Here is a 26632-nt window from a genome sequence, read left to right as displayed (position 1 = left end):
GTCGTCGTTCATGGCCAGTGGCTCACTGACCCCCGCCGGCCGGGTATTACCCCAGCAGCGATCGCAGCCCGGCGATGGCGTCCTGTCCTCGGGCCTGCTTCTTCTCCGGGTCTTCCTTGTCGGCGCGGCCCTCCCACTCCAGGTCGTCCGGCGGCAGCTCATCGAGGAAACGGCTCGGAGTGCAGTCCATCAGCTCGCCGAAGGCCTTGCGCTGGCGCGCCAGGGTCAGGGTCAGGGTCTGGCGCGCCCGGGTGATGCCGACATAGGCCAGGCGCCGCTCCTCTTCCACCGTGCCGGCCTCGATGGCGTTGCGGTGGGGAAGCAGCTCCTCCTCGAGGCCCATCAGGTAGACGTGGGGGAACTCGAGCCCCTTGGAGGCGTGCATGGTCAACAGCTGCACCTTGTCGGTGTCGTCCTCCTCGGCCTGCTGCTCGAGGATGTCTCGCAGCACCAGCCGCGAGATGGCCGCCTCAACATCGTCGGTCTCGGCGCTCTCTTCCGCCTCGACTTCTTCTGGGTCGCGCTTCATGGACTTCTCGAGCTGGTCGATCAGCGTCCACACGTTGGCCATGCGCCGCTCGGCGATGGTGGGCGCGCTGGCGTTCTGGTAGAGCCATGCCTCGTAGTCCATCTCGTGCAGCATGCCGCGTATGGCCGCCAGCGAGTCGCCTTCGTCCATGCGTCGGCGCACGCCGTCGATGAAGTGGGTAAAGCGCGCCAGCCGCTCCACCGCCCGCGCCGGCAGCTGCTGTTCCAGGCCCAGCTCGTGGCAGGCGTCGAACAGCGAGGCGCCACGCTCGGTGGCATAGTTGGCCAGCTTTTCCAGGGTGCCCGGGCCGATCTCGCGCCGCGGCACATTGACGATGCGCAGGAAGGCGTTGTCGTCGGCCGGGTTGATAAGCAGGCGCAGGTAGGCCATGGCGTCCTTGATCTCGTTGCGCGAGAAGAACGAAGTGCCGCCGGAGAGCTTGTAGGGAATCTGGTAGTGCTGCAGCTTGAGTTCGAGCAGCCGGGCTTGGAAGTTGCCGCGGTAGAGCACCGCGAAGTCGCGCCACTCGGCGCGCTCCTTGATGCGCCGGGTGAGGATCTCGCTGGCCACCCGCTCGGCCTCGGCCTCCTCGTGGCGGTTGACCACCACGCGAATCGGCGCGCCCTGGCCCATCTCCGACCACAGGGTCTTCTCGTAGACGTGAGGGTTGTTGGCGATCAGGGTGTTGGCGGCGCGCAGGATGGTGCCGGTGGAGCGATAGTTCTGCTCCAGCTTGATCACGTTGAGGCGCGGGAAATCCTCGCCCAGGGTCACCAGGTTCTCGGGCCGCGCCCCACGCCAGGCGTAGATCGACTGGTCGTCGTCGCCCACCACGGTGAAAGTCTTGCGTTCGGCCATCAGCAGCTTGACCAGCAGGTACTGCGAGACGTTGGTGTCCTGGTACTCGTCCACCAGCATGTAGTGGATCTTGCGCCGCCAGCGCGCCAGCACCTCGGGATGGTCCTTGAGCAGCACCACCGGCAGCAGGATCAGGTCGTCGAAGTCCACTGCATTGTAGGCCTTGAGATGACGCACGTAGGCCTCGTAGACCCTGGCGGCGTAGAGTTCATCCTCGTCCACGGCGTGAGACAGCGCCTGACCCGGCAGCACCAGGTCGTTCTTCCATTCCGAGATCTGGTGCTGCACGGCGTTGATCTGCTCGGCATCGACCTGGGCGTCCTTGTTCATCAGGTCGCGCAACAGCGCCTTGGCATCCTCGGGATCGAACAGCGAGAAACCCGGTTTGTAGCCGAGTGCCTTGAGCTCGCCGCGGATGATGTTGAGCCCCAGGGTGTGGAAGGTGGACACGGTCAGCCCATGGCCCTCCTTGCCCTTGAGCATCTGCCCCACCCGCTCCTTCATCTCGCGGGCGGCCTTGTTGGTAAAGGTCACCGCGGCGATGCGCCGGGCGCTCATGCCGCATACCTGCACCAAGTAGGCGATCTTGGTGGTGATCACGCTGGTCTTGCCCGAACCGGCGCCGGCCAGCACCAGGCAGGGGCCGTCGATGTAGCGCACGGCTTCCTGCTGGCGCGGGTTGAGCTTGGCGAGGCGTTGCTGAATGCTCATGGGTTCACTCGGGCTGCGCCGCGCCGGCGAAGCCTAGCTGCCGCCAGGCCTCGAACACCAGGATGGCGCAGGCGTTGGAGAGATTGAGGCTGCGGCTGTCCGGCAGCATGGGAATGCGCAGGCGCTGCTCGGCCGGCAGGTCGTCGAGCATTGCCTGCGGCAAGCCGCGGGTCTCGGGGCCGAACAGCAGGGCATCGCCGGGGCGGTAGCTGGGTTCGTGGTAGCCGGTACGGCCGCGGGTCGAGACGGCGAAGACACGCCCCGGTTTTACGGCCTCGACGAAGGCCGGCCAGTTGCGGTGCACGCTGACGGCGGCCCACTCATGGTAGTCGAGCCCGGCGCGGCGCAGGCGCTTATCGTCGAGCACGAAGCCCAGCGGCTCGATCAGGTGCAGGCGAAAGCCGCTATTGGCACACAGCCGGATCAGGTTGCCGGTATTGGGTGGGATCTCGGGTTCGAAGAGTACGACGTCGAGCATGGCGGCCTGCCTGGAAGCGCTGGCGAGCCCGCAGGGGCCCGCCCGTACAGCGACGGCGATCAGAAGCTCAGGCGAACCCCGACCTGAGCGCCACGATCCAGCGTGCGGCTGCCGTGGCGGTTGTCGAAGTCGGCCGTCGTCTGGCGCAGGCCGACGTAGCCGTCGACGTTGGGGGTGAAGGCGTAGCGCGCCCGCACGCCTACTTCGTAGCCGTCGTCGAGGTCACCACTGGTCGCGATTCCGGGGGTATAGAAACCGTAGCCGCCCAGCGAGACGTCCGGTGCCTGGGGCAAGTAGACATAGCCATAGCCACCCAGGCCTACACCGCCGCCGTCGCCGTAGTCGGTGTCGAACTGCGTCCAGCGCGCACCGATGCCCACATCGCGCTCACGGTTGCGCTGCACGCCCAGCAGCTGGGCATGGTAGATGGTGGCGTCTTCGCGATACTCGCTGTTGATGACGCCGCCCCCCAGGGCCACGCCCTGGGTGATCTCGGCGGCGGCTTCGAACTGCATGGCATCGGCGCCGAGATTGAGGTCCAGGCTGCCGGCAGCATGGGCACCTGCAGCGACGAACAGCGCGCCGCCCAATACAGAGGCCGTGGCAAGATGCTTGACGAAGGTCTTCATCGACTGGCTCCTTTAACTTACGCGCTCGCATTCGAATCTGTACCGGCACTCACGCCATAGCGCGACCGGTAGTCGCGGATCGCCTCGGCATGCCCCTTGAAGGCTTCTCCGCCCTGTTCCTCGAGGTAGGCCAGCACCATGTCCAGCGTGACGATGCTCACCACCGGCATGGCGTAGCGCGCCTCGACCTCCTGGATCGCGCTTTTTTCGGCCTGGCCGCGCTCCTGGCGATCCAGCGCGATCACCACGCCGGCGGCCTCGGCGCCGGCGGCCTCGATCAGCGCCATGACTTCGCGTATGGCAGTGCCCGCGGTGATCACGTCGTCGATGATCAGGATACGCCCGGAAAGCTCGGCGCCGACGATGTTGCCACCCTCGCCGTGGTCCTTCGCCTCCTTGCGGTTGAAGGCAAAGGGCAGGTCACGGCCGTGATGATCGGCCAGCGCCACCGCGGTGGTGGCCGCCAGCGGGATGCCCTTGTAGGCAGGGCCGAACAGCACGTCGAACGGCACGCCGCTGGCCTCGATTGCGTCGGCGTAGAAGCGACCGAGACGCGCCAGGGCGCCACCGCTGCGAAACAGGCCGGCATTGAAGAAATAGGGACTGACACGACCCGACTTGAGGGTGAACTCGCCGAACTTCAGCACGCCTTGCTCGATGGCGAACTCGATGAACTCACGCTGATAGGCATGCATGCTGGCCGACACGGCGCTCCCCCTGCTATTCATACCTCTGATCACAAGCCCTCTGGAAATGGAATTCTGCGGTCCTACCACGAATATCCATGCGGGCCATTTACCCAAACGTCGAAACGTCGGGTATCATACACGCGCGACGTCAAAGGGACCATGTATGAAAATTGCCACCATCAATGTCAACGGAATCCGCGAGGCGGTCGGACGAGGGTTTCTCGACTGGCTGGCCGAACAGGACGCCGATGTCGTCTGCGTCCAGAACCTCAAGGCCAAGAGCTTCGAGCTCGACGATAGCATTCTTTACCCGGAAGGCTACGAAGGCTACTTCCTCGATGCCGAGGAAGACGGCTTTTCCGGCGTGGGCCTCTACTGCCGCAAGATTCCCAAGGCGATCATGTACGGCCTCGGCTTTCCCCAGTGCGATCATGAGGCACGCTTTCTGCAGGCCGACTACGACCGCTTCAGCATTGCCAGTTTCCTGATGCCCGACGGCAGCGACTACGCCGCCAAGCAGGCCTTCATGGCCCAGTACCAGGAATATCTGAACAAGATGTCGCGCAAGCGTCGCGAGTACATCATCTGCGGTACCTGGCACATCGCCCACAAGACCGTCGATCTGGAGAACTGGGCCGACAACCAGACCACACCGGGCTTCAAGCCGGAAGAGCGCGCCTGGATGGACCAGGTATTCGGCCCCACCGGCTTCATCGACACCTTCCGCGAGATCAACCGCGACGCCGGCGAATACACCTGGTGGCCCAAGCTCGACCAGGAAGTGCCACGCTCGCGCCAGGAGGGCTGGCGCATCGACTATCAGATCGTCGGACCCAACCTGCGCCGCCACGTGGTCGACGCGTGGATCGACTACGATGCCACCTTCAGCGAGTTCGCCCCGCTGTTCGTCGAGTACGACCTGACGCTGTAAGCACGTCCCCTTCGTCGCGGCCGGGTTTTCCCGGAACGCATAGCGCCGGCATTGATGCCGGCGCTATGCGTTTGAAGCTATATCGTCGCTCGGTAGATTGATGAGCTTTCCCGGCGCTCATCTCTACCGGCGCCTTGCAGGTAGCCTTAGCGGCGAATGCCCAGGGCCTCGCGCTGGTGCTCGAAGAGCTCGGCCCCGGCGTTCTCGGCCAGCTCGAGCATGGCGTTGAGCTGCTCGCGAGAGAACACCCCCGCCTCGGCGGTACCCTGCACCTCGATCAGCCCACCCGATTCGGCCATGACCACGTTCATGTCGGTGTCGGCACCGCTGTCTTCCGGATAGTCGAGGTCGACCACCGGCACCCCCTTGAACAGCCCCACCGAGACCGAGCTAACCAGCTGCTGGAAGGGATCGCTTTTGATCAGCTTCTTGCGCTGCAGGTAGCGGATGGCATCCACCAGCGCCACGCAGCCGCCGGTGATCGAAGCGGTGCGGGTGCCGCCGTCGGCCTGGATCACGTCGCAGTCCACGGTGACGGTGAATTCGCCCAGCTTCTTGAGATTGACCGCGGCGCGCAGCGATCGTCCGATCAGGCGCTGGATCTCCAGCGTGCGCCCGCCCTGCTTGCCGCGGGCCGCCTCGCGGCCGCCACGGGTGTGGGTGGCACGCGGCAGCATGCCGTACTCGGCGGTTACCCAGCCCTGGCCTTTGCCGCGCAGCCAGCGCGGCACGCCGGCCTCGACGCTGGCGTTGCACAGCACCTTGGTGTCGCCGAACTCCACCAGCACGGAGCCTTCAGCGTGGCGCGTGTAGTCACGGGTCAGGCGGATCTCGCGGGGCTGGTCGGGGCGCCGCCCGCTCGGGCGTGAGGGTTGGGAAGCCATGGAACCTCTCGAAAGACGAAGAACGATCGGAACGATGTCGCGGCATCGGCGAGGCATCGAATGGCTGGCCATTCTACACGGTCGGGGCGGGGAATCGGTTACACTCCTTGTCCGAGATGTCGCCGGGCTGATGCCGGGAACGGCGCAGCCGATCGAACGAGGAGTCGCCATGGTCGCCCATAGCAAGGTACACAGCATGACCGCCTTTGCCCGTCAGAGCCGCGAGAGCGACTGGGGCAGCCTGCAGTTGGAACTGCGCTCGGTGAACCAGCGCTACCTGGAGCCCTTCTTCCGGCTGCCCGAGGCGCTGCGCGACCTCGAACCCACCTTTCGCGAGGCGCTGCGTACGCGCCTGGCGCGCGGCAAGGTCGAGTGCCACCTGCGCTTCGAACCCACCGACGTGAGCGAGACCCTGGCCGTCAATCACACCCGGCTGGTGGCGCTGGCCGAGGCGCTGGGCGAGATTCGCGAGGCACTGCCCCAGGTCGCCATGCCCGATGCCCTGTCGCTGCTCGACCACCCCGGCGTGCTCGAGTCCCAGGGCGTCGACCTGGAGGCAGTGAAGTCGGAAGCCACGGCCCTGTTCGAGGCCGCCCTCGACGAACTGATCGAGGCCCGCGCCCGCGAGGGGGACAAGCTCGCCGCACTGATCCGCGAGCGCCTGGCCGGCGTGCGCGAGCAGGTCGCCGAGGTGCGTCGGCTGATGCCGGAGATCCTCGCGCGCCAGCGTGCCCTGCTGCTGGACCGGCTCGAGACGGTCAAGGCCGAACTCGAGCCCCAGCGGCTGGAGGCCGAGCTGGTGCTGCTGGCGCAAAAGGCCGACGTCGACGAGGAACTCGACCGCCTCGAGACCCACGTCGGCGAGGTGGCGCGCCAGCTCGAGCAGAAAGGCCCCAAGGGGCGCCGCCTCGACTTCCTGATGCAGGAACTCAACCGCGAGGCCAACACCCTCTCCTCCAAGTCGGCGGTGGCCAGCACCACCCGCTGCGCGGTGGAGCTCAAGGTGCTGATCGAGCAGATGCGCGAGCAGATCCAGAACATCGAGTAGCAACACATGACGGCAAACCCGGCGGAGCCCTCCAGCAAGCGCCTTCCCGCCGTGGCGCGGTGGGCGGGGCAAATGGCACTGGCCGCTTGTCTCGCCTTGCCCCTGCCGGGCTGGGCCCAGGCCGAGACAGACGCTGCCGACGGCACCGGAGAGGTCATCGTCGTCGGTGGCGATCACTACCACCCGCCCTACGAGTTCCTCGACGAGGACGGCGAGCCGGCCGGCTACAACGTGGAGCTGACCCAGGCCATCGCCGAGGTGATGGGGCTCGAGGTGCGCATCGAGTTGGCCCAGTGGAGTGAGGTCCGCGAGGGGCTCGAGAACGGCGAGATCGACGTCCTGCAGGGCATGTCCTACTCCGAGGCGCGGGCCGAGCACTTCGACTTCGCCCCGCCCCACGCTATCGTTCACCAGTCGCTCTTCGCCCGCCGCGGAGAGCCGGCAGTGGAGGTCGAGGCGCTGCGCGGCAAGGAGGTCATCGTCCAGCGCGGCGACATCATGCACGACTACCTGATCGAGCACGGCATCGGGGCCAAGGTAGTCCCGGTCGACACCCATGCCGATGCGCTGCGGGCCTTGGCTGCCGGCCAGCACGATTATGCGCTGGTGGCCAACTTGCCGGCCCTCTACCTCAGCCGCGAGCTGGGCCTGACCAACCTGGTGCCGGTGGCGCGCCCCTTCTCGCTGCGCTACGGCTACGCGGTGCGCCAGGGCGACGCCAACCTGCTGGCCAAGTTCAGCGAGGGGCTGGCCATCCTCAAGAACACCGGTCGCCACCAGGCGATCTACGACAAGTGGCTGGGCCCACTCGAGGGTCGCGAGGGCATCCCGTGGCAGAAGGTCGGGCAGGTCGGCGCGGCACTCTCCGCCCTGCTGCTGCTAGTCCTGGGCGCCATCGTGATCTGGAACCGCATGCTCAAACGCGAAGTGGCGGCGCGCACCGCGGAGCTGCGCCAGCACCAGCAACAGCTGATACAGGCCGACAAGATGGCCTCACTCGGCGTGCTGGTCTCGGGCGTGGCCCACGAGATCAACAATCCCAGCAGCCTGTTGCTGTTGAACCTGCCGGTACTGCGCGACGCCTATGCCGACGCCGAACCGATCCTCGAGGCCCACTACCGCGCCCACGGTGACTTCCCGTTCGGCGGGCTACCTTACTCGCGCATGCGCGAGGAGATCCCCGGCATGATCGACGACATGCAGGAGGGCACCCGGCGCATCAAGCGTATCGTCGGCGATCTCAAGGACTTCGCCCGTCAGGGCGGCGACGAACCGGCCGGCACCTTCGACCTCAATGCGGTGGTGGCCACCGCCGTGCGCCTGGTCGACAACTCGATCCGCCAGGCAACCGGCCGCTTCGAAACGCACTATGCCGAGAATCTCCCATCGCTATCGGGCAACGCCCAGCGCATCGAGCAGGTGGTGATCAACCTGGTGCTCAACGCCTGCCAGGCGCTCGAGCACCCCACCCAGGGCATCCGCCTGGCCACGCGTCACGATCGCACCGAGGGGCGGGTGCTGCTGGAAGTGCATGACGAGGGCCGCGGCATCGCCCCCGAGGCCATGCACCGGCTGACGGATCCCTTCTTCACCACCCGCCGCGAGTGTGGTGGCACCGGGTTGGGGCTGTCCGTCTCCGCCGGCATCGTCAGCGAGCACCAGGGGAGCCTGACCTTCGACTCCCAGCCCGGCCACGGCACCCGGGTGACCCTGTCGCTGCCGACGGCAAGGCCCGGCACGACGCCAACCGACGGGGCAGAGAATCGCCAGCAGGAGCCCGACACACCATGAGCACCCCCCTCTACCCCGCCTTCGGCGTTCTGCTCGTCGACGACGAGCCCTCCTTCCTGCGTAGCCTGAATATCGCCCTGGAGCGCAGCGGGGGTATCAACCATATCCACCGCTGCCAGGACAGCCGCGAAGTGATGGATATCCTGGCACGCGAGAACATCGGTCTGGTGACGCTCGACCTGACCATGCCCCATGTCTCGGGAGAGGAGCTCCTGGCGCGCATCGTCGAAGAGTTTCCCGACGTCGGCGTCATCGTGGTGAGCGGTCTGAATCAGGTGGAGACCGCCGTCAACTGCATCAAGCTCGGGGCCTTCGATTACTTCGTCAAGACCGACGAGGAGGGGCGGTTGGTCGAAGGCATCCGACGCGCTATCCGTTTGCAGGAGCTGCGCCAGGAGAACCAGGCGCTACGCCGTCGCGTGCTCGACGACACCCTGGAGCATCCCGAGGCCTTCGCTCATATCGTGACCGCCGACAGGAGCATGCGCGCCGTCTTCCAGTACCTGGAATCGGTGGCGCTGACCCAGCAACCGATCCTGATCAGCGGCGAAAGCGGCGTGGGCAAGGAGCTGATCGCCAAGGCGGCTCATACTCTCAGCGGCCGCCAGGGACCGCTGGTCTGCGTCAACGTGGCGGGTCTGGACGACAACGTCTTCGCCGACACGCTGTTCGGTCATCAGCGCGGCGCCTTCACCGGCGCCGAGCAGCCGCGGGCCGGCATGATAGAGCAGGCCGCAGGCGGCACTCTGCTGCTAGACGAGATTGGCGATCTCAGCCTCGCCTCGCAGGTCAAGCTGCTGCGCCTGCTACAGGAGGGCGAGTACTACCCGCTGGGCAGCGACCGGCCCAAGCGCCTGCAGGCCCGCGTGCTGGTGGCGACGCACCACGACCTGGCCGAGAAGCAGCGCACGGGCGCTTTCCGCAAGGATCTCTATTACCGCCTGCGCACACATCAGGTCCACATCCCCCCCTTGCGCCGGCGCAAGCAGGACATCGCACTGCTGCTGGACCACTTTCTGGCCGAGGCGGCCGAGGAACTCGGCAGAAACAAGCCAAGCTATCCGCCGGAGCTTGCCGTGCTGCTGGGCAATTACGCCTTTCCCGGCAACGTGCGCGAACTACGCGCCATGGCCTACGATGCCATGAGCCAGCATCGCAGCCGTACGCTATCCATGGATGCCTTCAAGCGCGCCATCGACCAGGCCTGTGGCGAAGACTCGCCTTCACCCCATCGCCAGCGGGCCGTGTTTGCCCCCGACGAGCCGCTGCCCACGCTGGACGAAGTCGCCGACCTGCTGGTGGAAGAGGCGCTGAAGCGCGCCGAGGGCAATCAATCCATGGCCTCACGCTGGCTGGGCATTTCGCAGCCGGCCCTGAGCAAGCGGCTGAAGAAGCAGCGCGGCGAAGGGGCATAACGCTGGTTATAGCGATAACCGTGGTTATAGTCACTCCATCCCACTGAAAACAAAGCTTTTTTCCCTTCTGAAGGCGTGAATGCCGTTGGCGAGGGTTATACCGCTTGATTTCCCAACCTCCAATTTCCCCCATAAAAACAATCCCTTGCCATCTCTCCCTCACTGGCATGGACCTTGCTCTGTATAGCCTGGCCCGCCCCGGCGGGCCATGTCGACAAACGCAAGCAAGAGGTTCTCCCATGCCAAGAACAACGACTCACGCGGCCATCGAACGGCCGGCATCGCGTATTGCCCCGCTCGCCACCAACCGGGGGAACGCACCATGCTCGATCTGATCAACGACCTGCTCTGGGGCAAGGTACTCATCACCTTGCTCATCGCCGTCGGCATCGGCTTCACACTCGCTTCACGCTTCGTGCAGTTTCGTCACTTCGGGCGCATGTTCCGTATTCTCGGCGCCGGCCATGCCTTCAAGCGCGACAAGCACGGTCACCTGAGCTCCTTCCAGGCCCTGCTGCTCTCGGTGGCAGGGCGCGTCGGTGGCGGCAACATCGCCGGTGTCGCGGTCGCCATCACCCTGGGCGGCCCGGGTGCGATCTTCTGGATGTGGGTGGTTGGCCTGATGGGCATGGCCACCAGCTATCTGGAGTGCACCCTGGCACAGGCCTACAAGACCGCCCAGCCCGATGGCACCTATCGCGGTGGCCCGGCTTACTACATCGTCCACGGCCTCGGTAAGCGCTGGCACTGGCTGGCAGCGCTCTACTCGGTACTGCTGCTGGTTACCTTCGGCTTCGGCTTCACCGCCCTGCAGTCCTATGCGGTGGCCACCTCATTCAACGATGCCTTCGGCATACCGGTCGTCTACTCCGGCATCGGCATGGCCCTGGTCGTGGGACTCATCGTCTTCGGCGGGATCAAGCGCATTGCCCGGGTGACGGAAGTGCTGGTGCCGGTCATGGCGCTCGGCTACATCCTGATCGCCCTCGTCGTTCTGGGCCTCAATTTCGCCCGCATACCCGAGGCCATCCTGCTGATCGTCAACAGCGCCTTCGGCCTCGAGCAAGCCGTCGGCGGCGGCATCGGCGCGGCCATCATGATGGGGGTCAAACGCGGACTGTTCTCCAACGAGGCAGGGCTCGGCAGCGCACCCAACGTCGCCGCCGTGGCCTATGTGCCGCATCCTGCCAACCAAGGCATCGTGCAGGCCTTCTCGGTGTTCATCGACACCCTGATCATCTGCTCGGCCACGGCCTTGATCATTCTGCTCAGCGGCGCCTACGATCCCGCCGCCGGCGTCGATATCGGCGGCGTGGCGCTGACCCAGACGGCCCTGGCCGATCACGTGGGCGAATGGGGGCGTAGCTTCGTCAGCGTGGCGCTGCTGCTGTTCGGCTTCAGCACCATCCTCTACAACTACTATTTGGGCGAGAACAGCCTCAACTTCTTCAGCGAGGGTAACGTCACGCTGTTCAATGCGTTTCGTGTCGCGATCATCCTCCTGTGCACCTGGGGCGCGCTCACCGACCTGGGCACGGTCTTCGCCTTCGCCGACGTGACCATGGGCCTGCTCGCCGTGGCCAACCTGGTGGGCCTGATCATGCTGTTCAAGCCGGGTCTTCGCATCATGCGCGACTACGACGAGCAGCTGCGTGCCGGCATTCCCCACCCGGTCTTCGATGCCGCCCGGTTCAGCGATCTCAACATCGATCCGGCGGCCTGGGACATCGAGCCCGAGGATCGTCAGCGTCTCGAACAGGAGCGGGCGGCCTCGCTCGCCACCAACTGAGGCTCAACGACCCGCTCCCGCTTTCGGCCCGGTCGCGCCTGTCGTCGCCGGGCCGGTTCGCTGGAGGGTACTCTTTGGGTAAAGCCGACTATGCAGCAGTGGTTAGAGGAGATCGCCGCGAGCGCCCGCCAGCGACTTGGCGAGGGGCGTGTCGCCGATTACATACCGGCGTTGGCGCAGCGCGATCCCGACCGGTTCGGTATCGCCGTCTGCACGACCAGCGGCGAAACCTATGCCGCGGGGGATGCCCGCGAGCCGTTCTCGATCCAGAGCATCGCCAAGGTGCTGTTGCTGACGCTGGCCCTGCGCACCCATGGCGAGGCGCTGTGGCAGCGGGTGGGTCTCAATCCGTCGGGCATGCCGTTCAACTCCCTGGCGCAGCTCGAGGCGGAGCGGGGCAAGCCGCGCAATCCGTTCATCAATGCCGGCGCCATCGCGGTGACGGATCGCCTGGTCAGCGCCTTCGCCACGCCGGACAAGCATCTGCAGGACATCGCCCGGCGGCTGTCGAACAATGCCACGATCCTGATCGACGACGCGGTGCTGGCTTCGGAGTGGCAGCACCGCTCGCGCAATGCTGCCATGGCCTACCTGATGAAGGCGTTCGGCAACATCGACAATGACGTCGACGAAGTGCTGCGCTGCTACTTCTCCAGCTGCGCGCTGGCCATGAGCTGCGTGGACTTGGCCACCGCGCTGAACTTCCTGGCGGCCGACGGCGAGGTCCGCCCCCTGGGGGAGCGCTTCGTCTCACCGGGTCTGGCCCGACGGATCAACGCGATCATGACCACCTGCGGCATGTACGACGCGGCCGGCGACTTCGCCTACCGTGTCGGACTGCCGGCCAAGAGCGGCGTCGGCGGCGGCATCGTCGCGGTCGTGCCGGGCAGGATGACGGTCTGCGCCTGGTCGCCGGCGCTCGACGAGAGTGGCAACTCCGTTGCCGCCCAACACGCGCTGGAGCTGTTCGCCGGGGAACTCGACGCACACCTGCTGACGACTTAGGCGTCTGGCCGCTTCGCCCACCACAGCCCATGACGCGCCCACTACCGGGCGGGTATACTGTTTCGCTCGAATGCGCAGCCATGGCGCTCGCCCCCTTTCGCCTCGCGCGAACGGGGGCATTTGCGATCCGGAGCCCGATATGTCCCAAGGTACGCTTTTCATCGTTTCCGCGCCCTCCGGCGCCGGCAAGACCACCCTGGTGCGCGAGCTGATCGAGAGCCTCGACGGCATCCAGGTCTCGGTGTCGCATACTACCCGGCCCCGCCGCCGCGGCGAGGTCGACGGGGTCAACTACCACTTCGTCGAGACCGCCGAGTTCGAAGCGATGATCGCGCGCGGCGAGTTCTTCGAGCATGCCCGTGTGTTCGACAACTTCTACGGCACCTCGCGGCCGGCGGTAGAGGCACTTCTCGAGGCCGGCCAGGACGTAATTCTGGAGATCGATTGGCAGGGTGCACGCCAGGTGCGCGAACTGATGGCCGATGCGGTGTCGATCTTCATCCTGCCGCCTTCACGCGACGAACTGGAGCGGCGCCTGGCCAGTCGCGGCACCGACGAGCACGCCACCATCGCCCGGCGCATGCGCGACGCCGTCAGCGAGATGTCGCACTACGATGAATACGACTACCTGGTCATCAACGACGATTTCACCACTGCCCTGCGCGAATTGCAGTCGCTGGTGATCAGCCGCCGCCTGAGCCTGGCCCGGGTGCAGGAAAGCCACGGCCCGCTGCTGGCGGCGCTGTTGTCCTGATACCGGGCGCAGGCGCTTGTCAGAGCCGCCAGGCGTCGAGTAATCTAGTCTGTCCTGTTCCATTTCGGTACTCCGGCCGTGGCCGGGGGCCTCACAGTTTCGGGAAGTACCCAATATGGCGCGTGTCACCGTCGAAGATTGTCTGGAAAACGTCGAAAACCGCTTCAAGCTGGTGATGATCTCCACCCAGCGTGCGCGTCAGCTGTCGCGCGGTTCCCGCGATGCCCAGTTGCCCTGGGAGAACGACAAGCCCACCGTGATGGCGCTGCGCGAGATCGCCGCCGGCCTGGTGGATCACAGCGTACTGGACGAGCCGATCGAGGCCCCGGTCCGGATTCGCCGCGAAGGCGAGCCGGGCATGGCCATCGAGGAGTAAGGCTGTCACTCAAGGCGCGCTAATGTTCACCATCGACGACCTGGCCGACAGACTCGGCGGCTACCTTCCTCCCGACGAGATCCAGCAGGTCAAGCGCGCCTTCTACTACGCCGAGCAGGCCCATGACGGCCAGCGCCGGCGCTCCGGCGAACCCTACGTCACCCATCCGCTGGCGGTGGCCAACATCCTCGCCAACATGCACATGGACCATCAGAGCCTGATGTCGGCCATGCTGCACGACGTGATCGAGGACACCGGGGTTTCCAAGGAGGCGCTCGCCGAGCAGTTTGGCAAGCCGGTGGCGGAACTGGTCGACGGCGTCTCGAAGCTGACCCAGATCACCTTCGAGGACAAGGCGGTCGCCCAGGCCGAGAACTTCCAGAAGATGGTGCTGGCGATGTCCAAGGACATCCGCGTCATCATCGTCAAGCTCGCCGACCGCCTGCACAACATGCGCACCCTGGGCGCGCTGCGCCCCGAGAAGAAGCGCCGTATCGCCCGCGAGACGCTGGAGATCTACGCCCGCATTGCCAACCGGCTGGGCATCAATACCATTCGCGTCGAGCTCGAGGATCTCTCGTTCCAGGCCCTGCACCCGATGCGGGCCGAACGCATCAAGCGCGCCGTGTCCAGCGCCCGCGGCCATCGCCGCTCGGCAATCCGCCAGATCCAGACCGCCCTGCAGAAGAGTCTTGACGACGAGGGCCTGCCCGGCACCGTGGTGGGCCGCCAGAAGCACCTGCTGTCGATCTACAAGAAGATGCGCGACCAGCGCAAGCCGTTCGCCGAGATCATGGACGTGTTCGGCTTTCGCATCATCACCGAGGACGTCGACAGCTGCTACCGTATTCTCGGCGTGGTGCACAACCTCTACAAGCCGGTACCGGGACGCTTCAAGGATTACATCGCCATCCCCAAGGCCAACGGCTATCAGAGCCTGCATACCACCCTGTTCGGCAGCGGCGGCATGCCCATCGAGGTACAGATCCGTACCCGAGAGATGGAGGCCATGGCCAACAACGGCATCGCCGCTCACTGGCTCTACAAGGCCGGCCAGACCGACCATCCCATCGCCGAGGGCAGCCACGCCCGGGCGCGGGAATGGGTCAAGGGGCTGCTCGAGATGCAGCGCCACGCCGGCGACTCGCTGGAGTTCATCGAGCACGTCAAGAACGACCTGTTCCCCGACGATATCTACGTGTTCACGCCGCGCGGCGACATCATGGAGCTGCCCCAGGGTGCCACGGTGATCGACTTCGCCTACACCGTGCATACCGATATCGGCAACAGCTGCATCGCCTGTCGTATCGACCGCCACCTGGCACCGCTCTCGACTCGCCTGGAGAGCGGCCAAACCCTGGAAATCATCACCGCCCCGGGAGCACGCCCCAACCTGGCCTGGCTCAACTTCGTGGTCACCGCCAAGGCGCGTTCGGCGATCCGTCACGCCCTCAAGCACCAGCAGCAGACCGAGGCGGTGCAGCTCGGCCGGCGTCTGCTCAATAAGGCGCTGGCCGACTTCGAGACCAGCCTGGAAGAGCTGCCCGAGCGCGTCCTGCCGGAGCTGTTGGAGGAGCTCTCGCTGAAGAGCGACGAAAGCCTGCTGGAATCGATCGGCCTCGGGTCACGGGTAGCCCACGTGGTAGCGCGGCGTCTGGTCGACCTGCTGCATGGCGACATGACCGCTAGCGGCGGTCGCTCGCCCTCCTCCCAGGGGCCGATCGTGATCAGCGGCGCCGAGGGCATGGTGATCAAGTTCGCCCGCTGCTGCCATCCGCTGCCCGGCGACCCGGTGGTGGGGCACCTGTCGGTGGGCAAGGGCATCGTGGTGCACCGCACCGAATGCCGCAATCTCGACGAACTCAAGAGCGACCCCGACAAGCTGTTCGCCCTGGAGTGGTCCGACAAGATCGATGAGGACTTCCCAGTGGCCCTGCGCATCGAGATCGAGAGCCGCCGCGGGCTGGTGGCCGAGCTCGCCAGCCTGGTCACCGATGCCGACGCCAACATCGAGCGTATCGGCATCGAGGAGCGCGACGCCCGCCTCTCCATCGTGCACCTGACCCTGGCAGTGCGCGACCGTGTGCATCTGGCGCGCATCATCAAGCGCATCCGTAACCTGTCCCACGTCGGCAAGATCACTCGCGTCGGCAACTGAATCCGTTTCAGCCCGTTCACCGTCGAAGGCGGAGAACGGGCTTTTCATTGACCTTGCACGACAACGCAACCACACAAGGAGAGCGTCATGAGCAACAAGGCCGTCATCAACACCGAGAAGGCCCCCGCCGCCATCGGCCCCTACTCCCAGGCCATCAAGGCCGGCAACACTGTCTACCTTTCCGGCCAGATCCCCCTCGACCCGACCACCATGGAGCTCGTCTCCGACGACTTCGAAGCCCAGGCCCGCCAGGTCTTCACCAACCTCAAGGCCGTATGCGAGGAGGCGGCCGGCTCGCTGGGCGAGATCGTCAAGCTCAACCTCTACCTGGTGGACCTGGACAACTTCGCGGTGGTCAACAAGGTAATGGAGGAGTTTTTCGCCACACCCTACCCGGCCCGCGCCGCAGTAGGCGTCAAGGCACTGCCCAAGGGAGCGCAGTTCGAGGCCGAAGCGGTGATGGTGATAGGCGACTGAGGGGAGAGTGCGCCTCTTTCTCGCACTGGTGCCGCCACCCGAGCTGCGAGGGCGGCTCGGCGAGCTGGCGGAGATCGCCCACGCCCGCTGCGGCGGGCGGCGCATGCCCGACGAGAGCCTGCACCTGACGCTGGCCTTCCTCGGCGAGGTGGCGGAAGCGCAGGCAAGCGAGCTGGCCGAGTGGGTTCAGGGCATGACCATCGAGCCGGGCGAGTGGCGCCTCGATCGCTGGGGCGGTTTCCGGCGCCCCGGCATCGTCTGGGTCGGTGGTCGCGAGCGCAGCCCGACCCTGGCGCACCTTCAGGGGCGGCTCTGGGGGAGCTTGGAGTCGCTGGGTCTCGGCACGCGCCCCACACGATTCATTCCACACGTCACCCTTCTGAGACGGGCCAGCGTCGTTGATCTGGAACACTTCCCGTCCATCGATCTGCTGTGGTCCTATAATCAGTTGGAGCTGATCCAGTCTAGCGTCGACGAGCGGGGTGCCCGCTATCGAACCATGGCCGCGTCGCAGGGTTGAGCTCCAAGGATGGGAGCGCACCAAAGATCAGAGATAAAAACATTGGTGCGCAAGAAAAAGGAGAACCAACATGAATCGCAAGTCGTCTCTCGCTGCCAGCCTCGGCGTCGCCCTCGCCATGGCGGCCAGCCCGGCCTGTCTGGCCGATCTCTACGTGGCAGGCGGTATTACCAGTGAATCGGCCGCCGCCGCCCGCATCGAGCTCGACACCCTGATCGGCCTCGAACGTCTGCATCCGCAGCTCGACCTGCGGTTGGCTACCGGCCTGCTGCTTCTCGAGGGGGACGAGAGCGACGAGAATGCCGCCTGGCTGCTCACCCCGATGCTGCGCTACACCTTCGCCGGGCAGCGAAACGTCTACCTCGAGGGCGGTATCGGGGCCGCCGTGTTTCTCGATGCGCGAATAGGCTCGCGCGACCTCTCCACCGCCTTCCAGTTCCAGGATCGCCTGGCCCTTGGCGGGTCGCTGGGACCGGGCGAGCTCTCGCTGAGCGTCGCGCACTATTCCAATGGCGGTATCAAGGACCCCAACGAGGGCATCGAGGTAGTGTCGCTGGGCTATCGGCTGCCGCTCTAGGCGCAAGCCGTCAACCCAGCGATGCGATGCCTCGGCAGCTCGATGCCAGCCTGGCAATGCTGGCCGACATTCCGCATTGCCTGCCGTGTCACGCCTGGATCAAACCGGCTCGGCGAGAAAACCACCCTCCTGCATCACATGGGCGTATCCCTCGCGGTAGCTGGGATAACGGAAGGCGTAGCCCGTCGCGCGCAAGCGGGCATTGTCGCAGCGCTTGCTCGAGCGCTTGCGCAGCGGCGCCTGGATCACCTCGGTGGGCTCCACCTTGAGCTGGCCGGCCAGCCACGCCATGACCTCATGAAGCGGCTCTGCGGCGCAGTCACTGGCCAAATAGAGATCGTCGAGCGGCTTACCCGCCACGTCGAGGCCGATCAGGTGCGCCAGCACACCGGCACAGTCGTCGCGATGAATGCGGTTGGAATACATGGGCGGGGTCTTCGGTGCGATGCGACCTTCCTGCACCTGGCGGATCAGGCGATCCCGGCCCGGGCCGTAGATACCGGAGAAGCGCACCGTGGTGCCGGCCAGCGGGCTCTCCAGCAGGGCCTGCTCGGCCTCGCGCATCACCGTTCCGGAGAAACCGGCGGCTTCCGCGGGGCTCTCTTCGTCGACGCGCTCTCCCTCCTTCTGCGCATAGACGCTGGTGGAGGAGACGAAGAACAGGCGTTTGGGCAATGTCTCACGCCCCTCGTAGGTCCGCAGCACCGCCTTGAGACCGTCGCAATAGGCTGCCCGATAGGCCGCCTCGTCGAAGCGATCGGCGCTGAGGATATAGACCACGTAATCCACATCGGGCAGCGCGGCCAGGGCCGCTTCGTCGTTCAGGTCCAGCGGCAGCGGCTCGATGCCACTCCCCTCGAGCGCCTGAGCGCTTCGGCGGGCACCGATCACGTGGTGGCCGGCCCCCAGCAGTTCCCTGCCGAGCACCATTCCGATGTCGCCACAGCCCAGAATCAGTGTCGTTTTCTTCACCTTTCTCTCGCCCCCTGATAAAAAGTCCCTATTGAAAGTCATCTATCGTCCGAGAGGATGCCCCAAGGGCACCAGACATGACTCTAACAGAACTTCGGTACATCGTAACCTTGGCGCAAGAGCGCCACTTCGGCAGAGCGGCCGAGCGCTGCTTCGTCTCCCAGCCCACGCTGTCGGTGGCGGTCAAGAAGCTCGAGGAAGAGCTTGGCGTGGCGCTGTTCGAGCGCTCCAAGTCTACCGTGCAGGTGACCCCGCTGGGCGAAAAGATCGTCGAGCAGGCCCAGCGCGTACTGGAACAGAGCAGCGTGATCAAGGAGCTGGCCAACGCCGGCAAGGATCAGTTGGCGAGCCCCCTGCGCATTGGCGCGATCTACACCATCGGGCCCTACCTGTTCCCGCATCTGATCCCCGCCCTCACGCGTAGCGCTCCGCAGATGCCGCTCTACATCGAGGAGGGCTTTACCGCCAATCTCAGGCGCAAGCTGCGCAGCGGCGAACTCGATGCCATCATCATCGCACTGCCGTTCACCGAGACCGACGTGGTCACCAAGCCGCTCTACGAGGAGCAGTTCGAGGTGCTGATGCCGGCCGACCATGCCTGGGCCCGGCGCGAGTTCATCGACAAGGAGGACCTGCTCAAGGAGCGCCTGCTGCTGCTGGGCGAGGGCCACTGCTTCCGCGACCAGATTCTCGAGGCCTGTCCCGCCATCAGCCAGCACCTCAACAGCCCCAGCAACACCCTGACGGCCGAGGGCGGCTCGCTGGAGACGATCCGCCACATGGTCGCCTCGAAACTGGGCATCACCGTACTGCCGCAGTCGGCCATCGGTACCGGCCACTACGAAAGCGGACTGCTCGCCAGCCGGCCGTTCAAGCCACCGGCACCGTCGCGTACCGTGGCGATCGCCTGGCGCGCCAGCTTTCCGCGCCCCAAGGCGATCGACGCGGTGACCGATGCCATCCAGCGGTGTCACGAGGCGTTGCCCGAAACGGCATGAGCGACCTCGACGCGCCGGTCACTACCCTGAAGGGCGTCGGGGAAGCGGTAGCGCTGAAGCTGGCGAGGCTGCGCGTGGAGAGCGTGGCCGACCTGCTCTTCCATCTTCCGCTGCGCTATCAGGACCGCACCCGCATCACGCCGATCGGCACTCTGCGCGCCGGTCACGAAGCGGTAGTCGAAGGTGAAGTCTCGGCCAGCGACGTGGTCAAGGGGCGCCGGCGCAGCCTGCTGGTCCGGCTGCGCGACGGATCGGGCATCCTCAGCCTGCGCTTCTTCCATTTCTCCCCGGCACAGCAGCAGCAGTTCCGCCCCGGTATCCGGGTGCGCTGCTTCGGCGAGGCCCGCGCCGGCGCCACCGGGCTCGAGATCTACCACCCCGAGTATCGCCTGCTGAGCAGCGATGCAGCGCCGGTCGAAGACCACCTGACGCCGATCTATCCCACCACCGAGGGGCTCAATCAGGCGCGCCTGCGGGCGTTGATCGAACAAGCGCTGGCCCGCCTCGACGAGGCTCCCGAAGCACTGCCCGACTGGATCGGCGCGGAGCTGCGCTCTCGCTTCGACCTGCCCGAGCTGCATGGCTGCCTTCACGTCCTTCACCAGCCGCCCCCCGATGCCGACCCCGAACGCCTGGCCAGCGGCAAGCACCCGGCCACGCAGCGCCTGGCGCTGGAAGAGCTGCTGGCACATCGTCTGAGCCTGCAGCAGGTGCGCCTGAAAATTCAGCAGGACGGCGCCCCGGCGCTGCCCAGCGGGCGCGGCCTGCAGGCGCGCTTTCTGACTCAGCTGCCGTTCTCGCTGACCGCCGCCCAGCGCCGCGTGCTCGACGAGATCGGTGCCGACCTGGCTCGCGAGGTGCCGATGCTGCGCCTGGTGCAGGGCGACGTCGGCTCGGGCAAGACGGTGGTGGCCGCGATGGCGGCGCTGTCGGCCATCGCCGGCGACTGCCAGGCGGCGATGATGGCGCCCACCGAGATTCTCGCCGAGCAGCACTATCGCACGCTCAAGGCATGGTTCGCGCCGCTCGGCATCGAGGTGGCCTGGCTGGCCGGCAAGCTCAAGGGCAAGGCACGGCTCGACACCAAGGCTGCCATTCTCGACGGCCGCGCGCAGATGGTGGTGGGCACTCACGCGTTGTTTCAGGGCGACGTACACTTCCAGCGCCTGGGGCTCGCCATCGTCGACGAGCAGCACCGCTTCGGCGTGCACCAGCGTCTGGCGCTGCGCGAGAAGGGCGAGGCCGGCGGGCTCACGCCGCACCAACTGGTGATGACCGCCACGCCGATTCCGCGCACCCTGGCAATGAGCGCCTATGCCGATCTGGATGTCTCGATCATCGACGAGCTGCCGCCCGGGCGCACCCCGGTGAAGACGGTGGTAGTGCCCGACGAGCGCCGCCCCGAGGTGGTCGCACGCATCCGCCACGCCTGCGCCGAGGGCCGCCAGGCCTACTGGGTCTGCACCCTGATCGAGGAATCCGATGCGCTGCAGTGCCAGGCCGCCGAGGCGACCCGCGACGAACTCACCGAGGCCTTGCCGGAGCTGGCCATCGGCCTGGTTCATGGGCGCATGAAGGCTGCCGAGAAAGCCACCGTGATGGATGCCTTCAAGGCCGGCGAGCTGGACCTGCTGGTGGCCACCACGGTGATCGAGGTGGGCGTCGACGTGCCCAACGCCAGCCTGATGATCATCGAGAACCCGGAGCGCCTGGGGCTTTCCCAACTGCACCAGTTGCGTGGCCGGGTCGGCCGCGGTACCAGCGAGAGCTTCTGCGTGCTTCTCTACCACGGGCCGCTGTCGGCCCACTCGCGCGAGCGCCTGGCGGTGATGCGCGAGACCACCGACGGCTTCCGCATCGCCGAGAAGGACCTGGAATTGCGCGGTCCCGGCGAAGTGCTCGGCACGCGCCAGACGGGGCTTGCGCAGATGAAGATCGCCGACCTGGAGCGCGACGCCGACCTGCTCGAGCGCGTCGCACCGTTGGCCGAAGCCTTGCTCACCCGTCATCCGCGAGCCAGCCAGCCGCTGATCCGCCGCTGGCTGGGCGAGGAAGCCGGGCGCTACGGGCAGGTGTAGCGGCGGCTATCCCGTCCTCACTGCGCTCGGGGCGTCGTCGCGGTCGTCCTGTACCGCGATCAGGCGCTCGGCGGCATCGGTCAGCGGCCCGAGCTGCTGGGCGATCAGCAGCAATTGTGTCTGCATCGGCCGATAGTCCTCCGCTTCCCATGCGGGGGGCTTGTCCTCGAGCCGTGCCAACAATGCCTCCCGCGCCTCCTCGAGCCCAGCAGCACTCGTGCGCCGAGCCAAGTGCTCCGCCAGCATCGCCAAATAGCCGGCGATGCGCCGCCCCTCAGGGAACAACCGGGCATCGTCCGCCTTCTCGCCGAGTCGTTGCCGGTGCGCTCCCAGTGCGGAAAGGTAGCTCAGCAGGGTGTGCGACAGCACCAGGAAGCGAAAGCCGTCATTGGCGACACGCTTGCGGTAGGGCTCGGGCTCCTTCAGCACGTTGGCCAGCAGGGTCGACAGTGCCGCATCGGCGTTGTGCGCGTTGCGCCGTGCCAGGCGGTAGGCGAGGTCGTCCTGCTTGCCGCTGGCGTACTGGTGCAGGATCTCCTCGAGATAATGCCGGCTGGCCTCGAGTGCGTTGGCTGCCTCACGGTGCAGGCGCCGCCCCTGCCAGTCGGGCAGGATCAAGAAGACCGCCGCCCCGGCGATCAGCGCACCGATCAGAGTATCGAAGAGCCGCGGCCAGATCAGGTCGAAGCCATCCCCTACCTGGTTGAAGCTGCACAGCACCAGCAGGGTGATGGCGGCGGTGGCAGCGACGTAGTGCCTCTCGCGGGTGGCAAAGAAGGTCACACCGGCAACTACCGCGATAAGCGTCTGCAGCAGGGCCGAGGGGAACAGGGTGATCGACGCCCAGCCGGCCACCAGGCCCAGCACGGTACCGGCGATGCGCTGGGTCAGAAAGCGCCGGGTGGCGGCAAAGTTGGGACGGCACACGAACAGCGTGGTCAGCAGGATCCAGAACCCTTGGGTGGGATGGATCAGTTGCAGAAGGCCATAGCCCGACAGCAGCGCGATGGGCAGGCGAATGGCGTGGCGGAAGGTGGGCGACGCCACCGTCAGGTTGAGCCGAACACGTTCCCAGGCATCCTTCACGCTGCCGGGCGAACGATCGAACAGGCTGGTATCTCCCGGGCTTTCGGCGCTGTCCGGATTGTCGGCCGAGGCCAGTTGCCCTTCGAGTGTGGCCAGATTGTCGGCCAGGGCCGCGAGCGGATGCATCAGCTCGCGCCAGGCCGGATTGCGCATCGCCCGCAGGTGGTCGATCGAGGCACGCAGGTCGGCGAGTGCCTGTTCGCTCTGGTCGTGCTCGAAGGGACGGTTGAGCAGCAGCGCCTTGCCCAGCCGCTTGCATGCCTGTCCCTGCTGGTCGAGCAGGCGCTGGCAGCGAAACAGCACGTCGTGATGGAAGAACGCCTCGGTCAGCCGGGCATAGGGATAATGCGTGGAGCTGGCCCGCTCATGAATCTCCTGGGCGATGAAGTAGATCCTTAGATAGCGGTTGAGCTTGCCCTCGCCACGCTGCCCCTCGAGCCGGCGGAAGATCATCTCCTTGGCCTGGTTGAGCGCCGTCACCACCCGGCCGTTCTGCCGGGCCAGCGCCAGACGCCGCGCCTCGATGTCGACACCACGCAGCGGTTCGAACAACGTCGCCTTCAAGATCAGGTAGTTGCCCAGCTCACGATAGAGCTGGGCCATGCTCTGCTTGACCGGCTGACGCGAGAAGAGCGCACACCAGATCACCGAAATTGCACCGTACCAGGCCGCCCCCGCGAGGATCAGCAACGTCTGCCCCCAGTCGTCCGCCTGCGGCGCGCCACCATGGTGCTCGATTGTGATCATGGTGTAGATCGACAGGATCAGTGTGCCCGAGGCGATGGTGGCGTAGCGCTGCCCGATGGCGCCCAGCATGATCAGCGCGAAGGTGGCCACGCCCAGCCCCAGGGCGAACAGCCACGGCCAGGGGAACAGCCAGCGCACCACGAGCGAGGCGGCAGCGAAACAAAGCAGCGTGACCGCGAGTGCCTGCAGACGACCCTGCCAGCTGTCGTCGGTTTCGGACAGCGCGCTGGCGATGATGCCCAGGAACAGCGGGATCACCAGGCTGATGTCGGCCAGCGCCCAGCTCAACAGCAGCGCGCCGCTCAGGGCCAGGAATACGCGCAGGCTGTAGGCGAACTTGTCCAGCGTCCACAGACGCCGCAGCGACAGGGAGAACGAAGTCGGCATGAGGCTCGGCTTAGTGGCGGGAGACTATGATCATTCTACGCGACACACGACTTTCGTATAAGTCCAACGCATTTGCCGCCGCCAGGCACCTCGCGCTGGCCTGGTACGCCGGGCATCGCAGCAGGTGTGCAAAAAAACAGAACACAGGCCGACTACCATTGGAACGCACTCCTTTCGATACTCGAGGTGTCCCATACCACGACAAGGACAACTCCATGGACATGAAACTGCTACTCGACTGGCGTCTGCACCTGACAGTGGTGCTGGCGTCGCTGCTGGCCGAAGCGATCGGCATCCTGCGCATTCCCCTCGGCCCCGGCACGCTGTTGCTGCTGCCGCTATTCTACGCCTTCATCATTGGCGTACTGCTCAACCCGCACCTGTTCTCGGGCATGCAGCGGATCATTCCCAAGCGCGTCAGCAACGCTGCCGGCCCGCTGATCATGATCTCGATCCTGCCATTCATCGCCAAGTTCGGCTCCACCATCGGCCCGGCCATCGAACAGATCATCGCCGCCGGCCCCGCCCTGATCCTGCAGGAACTCGGCAACCTCGGCACCATGCTGCTGGCGCTGCCCTTCGCCGTGCTGGTGCTGCGCATGGGACGCGAGGCCATCGGCGCCACCTATTCCATCGCCCGCGAGCCCAACATCGCCATCATCTCCGACAAGTACGGCCTGAGAAGCCCCGAGGGGATCGGCATCATGGGGGTCTACGTGGTGGGTACCATGTTCGGCACCCTCTACTTCGCGCTGATGGCCGGCTACCTGGCCTCGCTTAACGTTCTCGACATCCGTGCACTGGCCATGGCCTGCGGTGTGGGCAGCGGCAGCATGGTGGCGGCCTGCTCCGGTGCCCTGGCCGAAGCCGCGCCTCATCTGCGCGACGAGCTGCTGGCCTTCTCCGGTGCCAGCAACCTGCTGACCTACGCCACCGGCCTCTACGTTTCCCTGTTCATCGCCCTGCCTGCGGCCGAATGGCTCTACAAGCGTCTGGGCGGCAACCCCCTGCAGGAGGTCCGCCATGAAAGCTGATACCACTTCCGCACTGAACGCCGAGACCCTCGCGGAGCTGCGCCCCGAGCAACAGCTCGGCAAGACCGCCCTGTTGCTGGCAGCGGTGTGCGTGGCGGCCTGGTTCTCGAACATGATCAACGGCGCCCCACTGATCCAGGCGCTACCGGGCATGGTGCTGCTCTACGCCATGGTCATGCTCGGCCTGGTCATCGGCCGCCTCGTCCCGTTCTACCTGCCCAGCGTGGCCTGGGTCTCGCTGGTCAGCATCGCCATGACACTGCCCTCATTTCCTGGCAGCGCCTGGGTCGTCGAGCAGCTTTCCCATGTCAACTTCCTCGCCGTGGTGACGCCGGTACTGGCCTATGCCGGCCTGGCGCTGACCGGCCGCGAGTTCACCATGTTCCGCCAGACCGGCTGGAAGCTGGTGATCGTCTCGCTGCTGGTGTTCACCGGCACCTTCGTCGCCTCGGCCTTCATCGCCCACCTGATCCTCTGAGGAGCCCGTCCATGGATGACCGCCTGCTGCCGACGCCCGAGTGCCTCACGGCCTGGCGCCACGACTTCCATCGCCACCCGGAAACCGCCTTCGAGGAGCATCGTACCGCCGAGCGCATCGCCGAGCTGTTGCGCCAGGCCGGGCTCGAGGTCGTGACCGGCCTGGGTGGCGGCACCGGCGTCGTGGCGATTCTCGACGGCAGGCGCGGCCCAGGGCGTGTCATCGGGCTGCGGGCCGATATCGATGCACTCGACGTCGAGGAGGCCAACCGTTTCGCCCACGCCTCCCAGGTACCGGGCAAGATGCACGCCTGCGGCCACGATGGGCATACCACCATGCTGCTGGGGGCGGCCTGCGCGCTGGCCGCCGATCCCGACTTCGCCGGAAGGGTGGTCTTCATCTTCCAGCCGGCGGAGGAGAGCGAGGGTGGCGGCCGCGTGATGGTCGAGGAGGGGCTCTTCGAGCGCTTCCCCATGGAAGCCGTCTACGGCCTGCACAACTGGCCGGGGCTCGCCGTGGGCGAGGCGGCGGTACACGACGGCGCGGTTATGGCCGCCTTCGACGTCTTCACCCTGAGGCTCAGCGGACGTGGCTGTCACGCCGCCATGCCCCACCTGGGCAGCGACACCATCCTGGCCGCCTGCCAGCTGGCCAGCCAGCTGCAGGGGCTGATCAGTCGCGAGACGCCGCCCCACCAGAGCGCCGTGCTCAGCATCACCCAGTTTCATGCCGGCGACGCCTTCAACGTGATCCCGGAAACGGTGGAGCTGCGCGGCACCCTGCGCTGCTTCGACGGCGAGCTGCGCGCCTATCTGGAGCGCCGCTTCCGCGATGCCGTCGAGGCCCTGGCCGGGTTTCACGGCCTCAAGGTCGAACTCGACTACCAGTCACGCTACCCCGCCACGATCAACGCGCCCGAGCATGCGCTGCGCTGCGCCGAGGTGCTGGAGACGCTGCCGGGCATCACCCGCGTGCATCGCGACCTGCCGCCGAGCATGGCGTCGGAGGACTTCGCCTTCATGCTCGAAGCCCGTCCCGGCGCCTACATCTGGCTGGGTAACGGCGTGGAGAGCGCGGCACTGCACAACCCGCACTACGACTTCAACGACGCCATCGCCCCGCTCGGCGTGGCTTACTGGCAGGCGCTGGTCAAGACCCTGCTCGACGACTGACGGCGGCTTCCGCCACGTCTTCCATTGGCCGCGGCGCTGCTGCGGCCCGGATCGACGCACC

Annotated in this window: 24 protein-coding genes; 17 read left to right on the top strand and 7 right to left on the bottom strand. The window is 66.2% G+C overall.

Annotated elements, in window-relative coordinates; translation table 11 throughout:
* Positions 1 to 46: 46 nt before the first annotated feature.
* Genes rep through pyrE form a run of 4 tightly spaced genes read right to left on the bottom strand, consistent with a single transcriptional unit; the run spans position 47 to position 3900 of the window.
* Positions 47 to 2098, bottom strand: coding sequence for a DNA helicase Rep (gene rep / locus KPL81_RS17735; RefSeq protein ID WP_219793300.1), 2052 nt, complete (start codon positions 2096 to 2098; stop codon positions 47 to 49).
* Between the two features lie 4 nt (positions 2099 to 2102).
* Positions 2103 to 2576 carry a tRNA (uridine(34)/cytosine(34)/5-carboxymethylaminomethyluridine(34)-2'-O)-methyltransferase TrmL gene (gene trmL, locus KPL81_RS17730; protein WP_219793299.1) on the bottom strand — a complete coding sequence of 158 codons (474 nt, stop codon included), beginning with the start codon at positions 2574 to 2576 and terminating at the stop codon, positions 2103 to 2105.
* A 59-nt stretch (positions 2577 to 2635) separates the two neighbouring features.
* Entirely contained in the window at positions 2636 to 3205 is a 570-nt protein-coding gene (locus KPL81_RS17725; protein WP_209474959.1) for a YfaZ family outer membrane protein, read from the bottom strand.
* A gap of 17 nt (positions 3206 to 3222) precedes the next feature.
* Positions 3223 to 3900 (bottom strand): orotate phosphoribosyltransferase, encoded by a 678-nt coding sequence (gene pyrE, locus KPL81_RS17720; protein WP_219793411.1) that lies wholly within the window; start codon positions 3898 to 3900, stop codon positions 3223 to 3225.
* A 157-nt stretch (positions 3901 to 4057) separates the two neighbouring features.
* Between pyrE and KPL81_RS17715 the strand changes: the two genes are divergently transcribed.
* Positions 4058 to 4825 (top strand): exodeoxyribonuclease III, encoded by a 768-nt coding sequence (locus tag KPL81_RS17715; RefSeq protein WP_209474961.1) that lies wholly within the window; start codon positions 4058 to 4060, stop codon positions 4823 to 4825.
* Positions 4826 to 4971: 146 nt separating this feature from the next.
* Here the strand turns inward: KPL81_RS17715 and rph are convergent, their stop codons facing one another.
* Positions 4972 to 5709, bottom strand: coding sequence for a ribonuclease PH (gene rph, locus KPL81_RS17710; RefSeq protein ID WP_219793298.1), 738 nt, complete (start codon positions 5707 to 5709; stop codon positions 4972 to 4974).
* Between the two features lie 169 nt (positions 5710 to 5878).
* On the opposite strand from rph, the gene KPL81_RS17705 reads away from it, so the two are divergent.
* The 11 genes from KPL81_RS17705 (at position 5879) to KPL81_RS17655 (ending at position 17619) form a co-directional block, all read left to right on the top strand.
* On the top strand, positions 5879 to 6757 hold the full coding sequence (locus tag KPL81_RS17705; RefSeq protein ID WP_209474965.1) for a YicC/YloC family endoribonuclease: 879 nt from the start codon (positions 5879 to 5881) through the stop codon (positions 6755 to 6757).
* Between the two features lie 6 nt (positions 6758 to 6763).
* The gene (locus KPL81_RS17700; protein WP_240549365.1) at positions 6764 to 8548 is read left to right on the top strand and encodes a transporter substrate-binding domain-containing protein; all 1785 of its coding nucleotides are present in this window, start codon (positions 6764 to 6766) and stop codon (positions 8546 to 8548) included.
* Positions 8545 to 9963, top strand: coding sequence for a sigma-54-dependent transcriptional regulator (locus KPL81_RS17695; RefSeq protein ID WP_219793297.1), 1419 nt, complete (start codon positions 8545 to 8547; stop codon positions 9961 to 9963). Before KPL81_RS17700 ends, KPL81_RS17695 begins: the two co-directional genes overlap by 4 nt.
* 322 nt (positions 9964 to 10285) lie before the next feature.
* Positions 10286 to 11752 carry an alanine/glycine:cation symporter family protein gene (locus KPL81_RS17690; RefSeq protein ID WP_209474969.1) on the top strand — a complete coding sequence of 489 codons (1467 nt, stop codon included), beginning with the start codon at positions 10286 to 10288 and terminating at the stop codon, positions 11750 to 11752.
* 90 nt (positions 11753 to 11842) lie between these two features.
* Positions 11843 to 12757 carry a glutaminase B gene (gene glsB, locus KPL81_RS17685; RefSeq protein WP_219793296.1) on the top strand — a complete coding sequence of 305 codons (915 nt, stop codon included), beginning with the start codon at positions 11843 to 11845 and terminating at the stop codon, positions 12755 to 12757.
* Between the two features lie 139 nt (positions 12758 to 12896).
* Positions 12897 to 13511, top strand: coding sequence for a guanylate kinase (gene gmk, locus KPL81_RS17680; protein ID WP_219793295.1), 615 nt, complete (start codon positions 12897 to 12899; stop codon positions 13509 to 13511).
* A 115-nt stretch (positions 13512 to 13626) separates the two neighbouring features.
* Complete coding sequence (rpoZ, locus tag KPL81_RS17675) at positions 13627 to 13887, top strand: DNA-directed RNA polymerase subunit omega (protein WP_159555517.1); 261 nt, start codon at positions 13627 to 13629, stop codon at positions 13885 to 13887.
* Positions 13888 to 13909: 22 nt separating this feature from the next.
* A complete protein-coding gene (locus KPL81_RS17670) occupies positions 13910 to 16045 on the top strand; it encodes a RelA/SpoT family protein (RefSeq protein ID WP_219793294.1) in 2136 nt (711 codons plus the stop codon).
* An 87-nt stretch (positions 16046 to 16132) separates the two neighbouring features.
* The gene (locus KPL81_RS17665) at positions 16133 to 16522 is read left to right on the top strand and encodes a RidA family protein (protein ID WP_209474977.1); all 390 of its coding nucleotides are present in this window, start codon (positions 16133 to 16135) and stop codon (positions 16520 to 16522) included.
* A gap of 7 nt (positions 16523 to 16529) precedes the next feature.
* Positions 16530 to 17042 (top strand): RNA 2',3'-cyclic phosphodiesterase, encoded by a 513-nt coding sequence (thpR, locus tag KPL81_RS17660; protein ID WP_219793293.1) that lies wholly within the window; start codon positions 16530 to 16532, stop codon positions 17040 to 17042.
* A gap of 70 nt (positions 17043 to 17112) precedes the next feature.
* Entirely contained in the window at positions 17113 to 17619 is a 507-nt protein-coding gene (locus KPL81_RS17655; RefSeq protein ID WP_219793292.1) for an acyloxyacyl hydrolase, read from the top strand.
* A 99-nt stretch (positions 17620 to 17718) separates the two neighbouring features.
* Here KPL81_RS17655 and KPL81_RS17650 read toward each other — a convergent pair whose 3' ends face one another.
* Positions 17719 to 18591: an NAD(P)H-binding protein gene (locus KPL81_RS17650; protein ID WP_219793291.1), complete on the bottom strand. Its 873-nt coding sequence runs from the start codon at positions 18589 to 18591 to the stop codon at positions 17719 to 17721.
* A gap of 77 nt (positions 18592 to 18668) precedes the next feature.
* On the opposite strand from KPL81_RS17650, the gene KPL81_RS17645 reads away from it, so the two are divergent.
* Together KPL81_RS17645 and recG are read left to right on the top strand one after the other, a co-directional pair.
* Positions 18669 to 19589: a hydrogen peroxide-inducible genes activator gene (locus KPL81_RS17645; protein ID WP_219793290.1), complete on the top strand. Its 921-nt coding sequence runs from the start codon at positions 18669 to 18671 to the stop codon at positions 19587 to 19589.
* Positions 19586 to 21667 (top strand): ATP-dependent DNA helicase RecG, encoded by a 2082-nt coding sequence (gene recG, locus KPL81_RS17640; RefSeq protein WP_219793289.1) that lies wholly within the window; start codon positions 19586 to 19588, stop codon positions 21665 to 21667. Before KPL81_RS17645 ends, recG begins: the two co-directional genes overlap by 4 nt.
* A gap of 6 nt (positions 21668 to 21673) precedes the next feature.
* Here the strand turns inward: recG and yccS are convergent, their stop codons facing one another.
* The gene (gene yccS / locus KPL81_RS17635; RefSeq protein ID WP_219793288.1) at positions 21674 to 23887 is read right to left on the bottom strand and encodes a YccS family putative transporter; all 2214 of its coding nucleotides are present in this window, start codon (positions 23885 to 23887) and stop codon (positions 21674 to 21676) included.
* 215 nt (positions 23888 to 24102) lie between these two features.
* Here yccS and KPL81_RS17630 point away from each other — a divergent pair, with 215 nt between their 5' ends.
* The 3 genes from KPL81_RS17630 to KPL81_RS17620 are packed head-to-tail and all read left to right on the top strand — an operon-like array spanning position 24103 to position 26571.
* Positions 24103 to 24921 carry a DUF3100 domain-containing protein gene (locus tag KPL81_RS17630; protein ID WP_209474989.1) on the top strand — a complete coding sequence of 273 codons (819 nt, stop codon included), beginning with the start codon at positions 24103 to 24105 and terminating at the stop codon, positions 24919 to 24921.
* Entirely contained in the window at positions 24911 to 25399 is a 489-nt protein-coding gene (locus tag KPL81_RS17625) for a hypothetical protein (protein ID WP_209474991.1), read from the top strand. Before KPL81_RS17630 ends, KPL81_RS17625 begins: the two co-directional genes overlap by 11 nt.
* A gap of 11 nt (positions 25400 to 25410) precedes the next feature.
* Entirely contained in the window at positions 25411 to 26571 is a 1161-nt protein-coding gene (locus tag KPL81_RS17620) for an amidohydrolase (RefSeq protein ID WP_219793287.1), read from the top strand.
* Positions 26572 to 26632: the final 61 nt, after the last annotated feature.

This window comes from Billgrantia antri, from assembly GCF_019430905.1.
In the GTDB taxonomy this organism is placed as follows: Bacteria; Pseudomonadota; Gammaproteobacteria; order Pseudomonadales; family Halomonadaceae; genus Halomonas; species Halomonas antri.
This window is presented reverse-complemented; position numbering and strand designations above follow the sequence as displayed.